The organism is Butyrivibrio sp. VCD2006 (genome assembly GCF_000423925.1).
GTDB lineage: Bacteria > Bacillota > Clostridia > Lachnospirales > Lachnospiraceae > Butyrivibrio.
Window position 1 is genome coordinate 39,449 of sequence record NZ_AUIX01000044.1, and the last position, 7,469, is coordinate 46,917.

7 protein-coding genes and 13 tRNA genes are annotated in these 7,469 nt (G+C 40.6%); all 20 read left to right on the plus strand.

The annotated features are described in order from the left end of the window. Positions 1-3 precede the first annotated feature (3 nt). Positions 4-76: transfer RNA gene (locus G586_RS0114725), tRNA-Ile, on the plus strand. 366 nt (positions 77-442) lie between these two features. Next, on the plus strand, positions 443-664 hold the full coding sequence (locus G586_RS23265; RefSeq protein ID WP_035773399.1) for a helix-turn-helix domain-containing protein: 222 nt from the start codon (positions 443-445) through the stop codon (positions 662-664). Between the two features lie 10 nt (positions 665-674). Then, positions 675-745: transfer RNA gene (locus G586_RS0114740), tRNA-Gln, on the plus strand. Positions 746-749: 4 nt separating this feature from the next. Further along, positions 750-821, plus strand: a tRNA-Cys gene (locus G586_RS0114745). Positions 822-825: 4 nt separating this feature from the next. Next, a tRNA-Phe gene (locus G586_RS0114750) sits at positions 826-897 on the plus strand. Positions 898-901: 4 nt separating this feature from the next. Next, a tRNA-Lys gene (locus tag G586_RS0114755) sits at positions 902-974 on the plus strand. 4 nt (positions 975-978) lie between these two features. After that, positions 979-1,051: transfer RNA gene (locus tag G586_RS0114760), tRNA-Lys, on the plus strand. A 4-nt stretch (positions 1,052-1,055) separates the two neighbouring features. Further along, positions 1,056-1,175, plus strand: a tRNA-Gln gene (locus tag G586_RS26255). A 4-nt stretch (positions 1,176-1,179) separates the two neighbouring features. Then, a tRNA-Asn gene (locus G586_RS0114765) sits at positions 1,180-1,252 on the plus strand. 6 nt (positions 1,253-1,258) lie between these two features. Next, positions 1,259-1,332: transfer RNA gene (locus G586_RS0114770), tRNA-Met, on the plus strand. A 417-nt stretch (positions 1,333-1,749) separates the two neighbouring features. Next, a tRNA-Ile gene (locus G586_RS0114780) sits at positions 1,750-1,821 on the plus strand. A gap of 165 nt (positions 1,822-1,986) precedes the next feature. Next, positions 1,987-2,059: transfer RNA gene (locus tag G586_RS0114785), tRNA-Ala, on the plus strand. Position 2,060: 1 nt separating this feature from the next. Further along, positions 2,061-2,136: transfer RNA gene (locus G586_RS0114790), tRNA-Val, on the plus strand. A gap of 160 nt (positions 2,137-2,296) precedes the next feature. Then, positions 2,297-2,372 (plus strand) — tRNA-Met (locus G586_RS26260). A 45-nt stretch (positions 2,373-2,417) separates the two neighbouring features. Continuing rightward, the gene (locus G586_RS0114795; protein ID WP_026528355.1) at positions 2,418-2,732 is read left to right on the plus strand and encodes a metallophosphoesterase; all 315 of its coding nucleotides are present in this window, start codon (positions 2,418-2,420) and stop codon (positions 2,730-2,732) included. A gap of 83 nt (positions 2,733-2,815) precedes the next feature. Then, on the plus strand, positions 2,816-3,772 hold the full coding sequence (locus G586_RS0114800; protein WP_026528356.1) for a hypothetical protein: 957 nt from the start codon (positions 2,816-2,818) through the stop codon (positions 3,770-3,772). A gap of 36 nt (positions 3,773-3,808) precedes the next feature. After that, positions 3,809-4,315 carry a hypothetical protein gene (locus G586_RS25105; RefSeq protein ID WP_051204823.1) on the plus strand — a complete coding sequence of 169 codons (507 nt, stop codon included), beginning with the start codon at positions 3,809-3,811 and terminating at the stop codon, positions 4,313-4,315. A gap of 61 nt (positions 4,316-4,376) precedes the next feature. Further along, the gene (locus G586_RS0114810) at positions 4,377-5,228 is read left to right on the plus strand and encodes a TIGR02452 family protein (RefSeq protein WP_026528358.1); all 852 of its coding nucleotides are present in this window, start codon (positions 4,377-4,379) and stop codon (positions 5,226-5,228) included. Between the two features lie 223 nt (positions 5,229-5,451). Beyond that, positions 5,452-6,582, plus strand: coding sequence for an AAA family ATPase (locus G586_RS0114815; protein WP_026528359.1), 1,131 nt, complete (start codon positions 5,452-5,454; stop codon positions 6,580-6,582). Between the two features lie 12 nt (positions 6,583-6,594). Continuing rightward, positions 6,595-7,469 (plus strand): VirD4-like conjugal transfer protein, CD1115 family (locus tag G586_RS23270; RefSeq protein ID WP_196811615.1); only part of this gene is annotated, 875 nt, incomplete at its 3' end.

The following is a 7,469-nucleotide window of genomic DNA, read 5'->3' on the forward strand; positions in this document are numbered from 1 at the left end:
TTTGCAGATATGGTGAAATTGGTTATCACGCCTCTCTGATACGGAGGTATTTCCTGTTCGAGTCAGGATGTCTGTACTTTGACTTAATGGCCAATGGAGAAGTGTCGTCCGATGACACTGTACAAAATGGTCTATAGGGACGATAATACAAACAGAACAGAAAAAGAGAGCTGCAAGAGAGCAGCAGAAAGTTAAGAGGATTTATTTTAGATGTACTACGTAACTATCAACAAGCAATTTAATAACAAACAGTTTATGCAGTTCTGCAAAAATCAGAAGTGCTCTGTTAGTTATGCAAATTGCAAGTTGGTGGAAAGTGGTCCTGGGTCCAGAAAATGATGGATAATCCGGAGCATTAAAATACATGAGGTCGATGAGATCTGTAACCACTTAGCTTGCAAAGGTTAAGTGGTTTTTTTATGCGAAAAAGGAGATTGGAAAAATGGATTATCCAGTAATTGATATCGAAGGAACAGGAACACATATAAGAGATTTGATCAGAGAAAACGGACATACAGTTACTGAGGTTTCGGAATACCTCGGGACAAGCACATCTCTTGTTTACAGATATATCAGAGGTGAGGTGCTTCCGAGCGTTGACAGGATGGTGGCTCTTTCTGTATACCTTGAAGTTCCTATAGAAAGAATAATTGCAGTCGAGTAAGACTGCATCTTACGGTATGGGGTAATGGTAGCCCGCAGGACTTTGATTCCGGTGGTCTCAGTTCAAATCTGAGTACCGTAGTTAAGACAGGGTAGCCAAGCTGGAAAGGCTCCGGACTGCAACTCCGGGAGCATGGGTTCGACTCCCATCCTTGTCTCTAAGGGCCTGTAGCTCAACTGGTAGAGCTGGGGACTGAAAATCCCTGCGAGGTGGTTCAACTCCACCCGGGCCCACTATGCTGTCTTAGCTCAGTTGGTGGAGCAACGGTCTTTTAAACCGTAGATCATGGGTTCAAATCCCATAGGCAGCACTAAGCTGTTATAGCTCAATTGGTAGAGCACTCGCCTCTTAAGCGATAGGTTCAGGGTTCGATTCCCTGTGGCAGCACTAATGCGGCATAGTTCAATTGGTAGAGCGCCTGACTCTGACTCAGGAAGTAGTAGGTTCCCTGCGCAGAGCTCGGAGTCGCAAGCGTGGCATCCCCCGGATGCCTGCGACCCTACTACCGCAGCTAAGGATACATAGCTCAATCGGCAGAGCGCCCGGCTGTTAACCGGGAGGTTGTGGGTTCAAGTCCCTTTGTATCCGCTTTTTACCTGAATAGCTCAGTTGGTAAGAGCGTCTGTTTCATACGCAGAAGGCCATTGGTTCGATCCCAATTTCAGGTATTTTGTTTTTTAAAAAAAGTGCTTTACAAATATACGGTATGATGTTAATGTAAGTACATAGGAAGTGCCTGTCCTATTTATTTTGATGCAAACATCAACATAAATATGCGAGCGCTTCCTTTTTTGTTTATCAGAAATATTAAGAAAGGTTAAGGTAAAAAGCTTTCAATGAGACAGATGATGATTTCTAATCTTATAGGCATAACCGCGACAAAAGCGTATGACTTCACAGTCGATACGTTTGTTATTGATGCGCCCGTATTAGGAACATCAGGCCGTGCTTTTGGCATAGAAAAATATTTTAGGACAGATGGTAAAGTCCGATGTTAGGCTGGTAAACAGGCACACCGGAATATACTGTAGAATTTTAGGATCTGTCCAAGAGGATGGGTCCTTTTTTAATACCCAAATTGATATTGGGCAATAGTTCAATGGTGAGAGCCGGTGTCTTATAAGCATCTGATCCGAGTTCGATTCTCGGTTGCCCGATCAGCTCCATTCGCACATCAGCTAGTGTATTAGCCTTCCAAGCTAAGGAAGTCGGGGCAGCACCGACATGGAGCTTTCAGAAGAGAGAAAGCAGGCACTTCCTTACTTCTGAATGCAAAACAACTTAATAAAGCAGGAGGCCACAGGCACGGCTTTCTGCGACTTGGGCCGGAAGTCGCAATGGGGTGACGCGAGTTTTGCAAACTCGAGATGGCGGGTTCGATTCCCGTGCGGTCCATTCCGATATAACTCAGCTGGGAGAGTGCTTCCCTTACAAGGAAGAAGCCACAGGTTCAATCCCTGTTATCGGAACCATACGCCGGATAAGCATAGATAGCGATGCAGGTGACCTGTAATCATCAGAGGAAGGCGCACATCCTTCATCCGGCCTTACATGGATCTATGGTATAAAGGCTAATATGCCGGACTGTCTATCCGGAGATAAGAGTTAGATTCTCTGTAGAGTCGTTTATATTGCGGGGGAGTGGAACGGAATTACCATTCGAGGCTCATAACCTCTGAGATAGCAGGTTCGACTCCTGTCCCCGCGATTATAAAATCTAAAACAGTTAATGATAATGCGAGGAGGAGCCAGAATGATATCGACACTTTATGAACCTTTTAGAAATTGGTCTGAGAACGGATCCGTTTATATTCTATCGGATATGCATTTTGATGATAAAGATTGCAAGCTCATGGATCCAAATTGGATTACTCCGCAGGAACAGATAGAAATAATCAATAGGAACATCATGAAGAACGACACTTTTGTGTGCCTTGGAGATGTGGGTAGACCTCAATATTTGAAGGAACTTAAGGTTAGGAAAAAAATCCTTCTTCTCGGAAATCATGATAGACGTGGAGAGTATCATGACTACTTTGATGAAATCTATCATTGTTATATCAGGTAATATGGCATCAGATTGTGTAATCTGAGATTGCGTAATACCTTTCATGTTCCTATACATGGATACGTAATACCGGAGGTGAGGTAATGTCAGATACATTGATCAGAAATGAGGTACCGGTTTATTCAGAAAAATATGACGTTCACGGAGTTATTAGAGATTTTGGATTTGTTACAAAGCTGTATTTTTCTTATGACGACAAAAAGATTGAGATGGGAATAAACAATAATCCATTGAAAGACATCTCGTTTGAAGATTTGGGCAGGGACATTATTGAATCGTACATTATGAATCTGGTTTCCAACAGTGATGGCCGAAGGCTCCAGTTGCATTATTGGCATATTGACGAGCATAAATACGGAGATGGAAACACGTACCATATAGCTCATGGCATAGTAACTGGCCACAAGAGACTTCCGGATGCTATAGACATGCACTCGTCAGAAGTAAGGGCAGTTCATGTTGATGAAGCTGCAGAAGAATTAGTTGTTACAACTAGAAACAGTGTGTATCATTGCCCGCTTTCATACTGCGATTTCGAGAAGCAGGAAGAGTTTTCGGATATTATTCCAGAATATGAAAGAATAAAGGAGAGATATCAGAATGCTATAGATTATCCCACTATTGACCCCGGGAATGTCCTTCTTGTGTTGTCAAACTTCAGCGAATACTATTTTCACTCGCTTTATTATGTGCCTTTGGACTCGGAGACAAGTGAACCGTTAGAATACATAGGCTGGCCGCATGTAGGCACTTTCCAGGACAGCTTTCTTGTTGGAACAAAAGATCAAAGTATTGATTTGAGATACTTCCCTCATTTTCAAAATATAGAATTTTATGCTTTGAGAACGGGTGGATATCCACTTTTTATTGAAAATATCGGCGATGTAGTTCTTTATGCCAGTACTAATGTTGGGACAATCCGGTTGGAGCCAGGTGATAGGAAAGAAGTGGCAGAAGAAAATGTTGAAGAGAAAAAGCCGATACTTCCTGATGGTGATCTATACCCGGCAGGAGTAATTAATTTAGGCAAAGGACAATGACATTAAACAAGAAATTCTTTGTTTGGGAGAACGATTATGCCGATACGAATGGATTATAAACGGAAGAATAGGTATAAGGTCATGAGCAGGCATGAAGTTACTGACTCTGGATGCCAAAAAAGAATGGATGAGCCCAGACCGGAAATTGTAGATGTGGCCAGAAAGGAGCTGCAGGAGGAAGCAGAAAGCTTTCATGAAGTAATAGAAAGAAAAGAACAAGAAAAGCAGCTTCTTGAATCTATGAATACCAGACCATTCTGGCACTACTGTGAAGTTTGTGGAAAGAAAGAGTATATTACTGCGGAGCAGGCATTTAATAATGGATGGGATTATCCGCCTCATATAGGCGTCTTTGGAGTGTTGAGTCAAAGAACATGTGGCGATTGCCCGATCACGAGTACACTGTGGTTCAGGATGATGCAGAAAAAAAGAGAAGAGACATTTGATGCTTCTGCCCTAACCCCGGAAGAAGTAAGGTTTGTAGAACGAGTTAAAGGAGAACCTGCGAGCTTGTTGGAAGAGGAACTGGTTGATGCAAAGTGATAGAATCTTTATCTCTTGAAGAGACAAAGTTGAGATTGGAAATAATGAAAAGGGGATAATTATGGGAAGAAATGAAAATGTGCTGATATTTGAAGATACGGATAGGCTGTGTCATCAGAATAAAAAGCTTTCTGATTCTATAGCTATGTCTGTTAAGGATCAGCAGTTAATATTAACAGATGCAGAAGTTCCCAAAGAAGGGCTGAACCATTATGATACTCCGGCAAAGGTTGTTGTCTCTAAAAAGAGAACATTTCAGGCTGCAGCTGATTATAAAGGAACAAAAATAGCGGTTCATAACTTTGCATCTGCAACTAATCCAGGCGGTGGCGTGGTAAAAGGCTCAAGCGCGCAGGAAGAATGCCTCTGCAGATGTTCTACACTGTACTTTTGCCTGAATAGAAAGGAAATGATGGAAGGGTTCTACTATCCACATAGGGCAGAGAAGAACCCAATCCATAATAATGATGTTATTTATACACCGGGGGTTACCGTGTTCAAGTCTGATACGGCCAATCCAGTAACAATGGATGAAAAGTGTTGGTATGATGTAGATGTGATTACATGTGCAGCGCCGAATCTACGACCAGTGCCTGCAAATCAGTATAACAGCGGAGATGGATCCAGGCCTGTTAAGGTAAGCGATAAAGAATTATTGCAGATACATGAACAGAGACTTACTCGCATATTGGATGTTGCTGCCGCAAATGGTGTTGAAACAGTAATCCTTGGAGCATTTGGTTGTGGAGCTTTTCAGAATAAACCGGAAGTTGTTGCATTGGCAGCAAAGAATGTAATCAAAAACTATCTTCAGTCTTTTAAAAACATAGAGTTTGCAGTATATTGCAGCCCGAATGATGATAGGAATTATAAGGTTTTCGAACGGAATATGAAGGATTATATAAGCCAATGATAATAGCGCAAGTATAAAAATAAGCCGAGCGGCTAAGATTTTACTGGTCATATGGTAAATAAAGCCGCTCGGCTCATATACTGTAATATGCAGGTCAAATGCAACCCTCCATGAAAATTATTAACGAGATTCATGTTGATAATTTCCTTGATGACCAATATAATATAGCTATAAAGAAATTATTAACGTAAAAAACGAGAATAAATTTCGGGAGTGATTGGCTATGAAAATAATAAGCATAAAAGCAGAAGGTCTTCCTTTATTTAAAAACGGGATAGAAATAGGTTTTACAGCTACCCAGAGAGTAACTGAAGACGATAAGATGGTTTTGCATAACTTATTTAGCAATGTTTACCTTAATCCTACTGAGGCTATTATAGGAATTAATGCATCAGGTAAGACATCTGTTTTGAAGCTGATTCTTTTAGCGCTTGGTATTGTAAACAATGAGCCCATTAATCATATTGAGGTTAAGGACATTCTTGGAAAGACGCGTGATGCAGTGATTACAATATGTTTTTACTCTCAGAAATGCTTATATAAACTGACGACATCAATAAGTTGTAAGGATGGAAGATATATTATAACTGATGAGAAACTGTGGAAGAAGCAGGTTGAACTTATCAAAACAAGAAAAGCAATGCAAGAATTTGATGATTCCATGGTGATTGCCACAAGGCATGATGATGAGGAATTCCTTTCTGATGATGTGAGTATCATCATTGCTTTAAATAAGAAGAATAAGGATCAGATGTTTATAGAAGATATGCTTTCATTTACAAATGTGAATGTGTTGCCTGCATCTGAAACAATTCCTGTTCCGGTGATTGCATTCCTGGATCCAACTGTAGAGCAGTTGTCGTTCGAAGCTCAAAATGGAAAAGAACTGATTCATTTGAAATTTAAAAATCAGAATGAGATATTGCTCAATAATTCCAGAGAACTTGAGAATTATCTTTCATCTGGAACTATTAAAGGAATAATTGTCTTTACAAAAGCAATGGAAGTATTAAGGCAAGGCGGGTACATGGTCGTAGACGAGATTGAAAACCATTTTAATAAGGAAATAGTAGCAACGCTTATGAGATTTTTTATGGATGGAAAGCTCAATAAGCACGGCGCGGTCCTGATATTCTCTACGCATTATCCTGAACTTCTTGATGAATATGATAGAAATGATAGTATCTACATTACAAGAAATAAGGATGGAATAGAATTACAGAGCCTGACGGAAAAACTTAATAGAAATGATATCAAGAGAAGCGATGCATACCAAAGTGGACTTCTCGAGGGAACAACACCTGCATATGAAGCGTTTATGCAGCTTAAAAACAGTATATCAGCTTATGTTTAAGGGGGATGTGTGATGGAACTTAAACTAAGCAAGTACAAAGCATGCATATGTGAAGGCTCTGCAGAAAATGCCATTATTGATATTCTGGTAGACGAGCACTTACTGATATTCGAACGCGAGGAAATGCTTGATGGCGAAGTGATCAGAATCAGAGATGCCAGGAAGTTTGAGAGCAGATATTTGAGAAAGGGATTTGATGATAAAATCTCAATTATTCGTATACTTGATTCAAGAAGAGAACAGTTCAGTTTGAGCAAGGAACCAAAGTATGCAAGAAATAAAAATGTACTTGTTGTCGGTGGTTCCGGTTCAGGTAAAACACGTTTTTTTATAAAACCAAATCTTCTCCAGATGCATAGTTCATATGTTTTAACAGATCCAAAGGGAACGCTGATCGGGGAAGTTGGTAATGCCTTTGTGAAGGCAGGGTACAGGATAAAAGTGTTCAATACCATCAATTTCAAAAAGAGCATGAGATACAATCCGTTTGAATATATACATTCTGAGACGGACATATTAAAGCTCGTGACAACACTCATGGCAAATACAAAGGGTGAAGGAACTCCCGGAGATCCGTTTTGGGAGAAGGCAGAAAAACTGCTGTATACAGCACTTATCGGTCTCATATATTATGAGGCTCCTGAAGAGGAGAGGAATTTCAACACTCTTGTTGAGATGATCAATTCCATGGAGATAAGGGAAGATGATGAATCATTTAAAAATGCAGTGGATATCTTGTTTGAAAAACTTGCCGAGAAAAATCCGGATCACTTTGCGGTAAGGCAGTATGCAAAATATCGCCTTGCAGCAGGCAAGACCGCGAAATCCATCCTTGTGAGCTGCGGTGCGAGACTTGCTCCTTTTGATATTCCGCAGGTCAGGGAGAT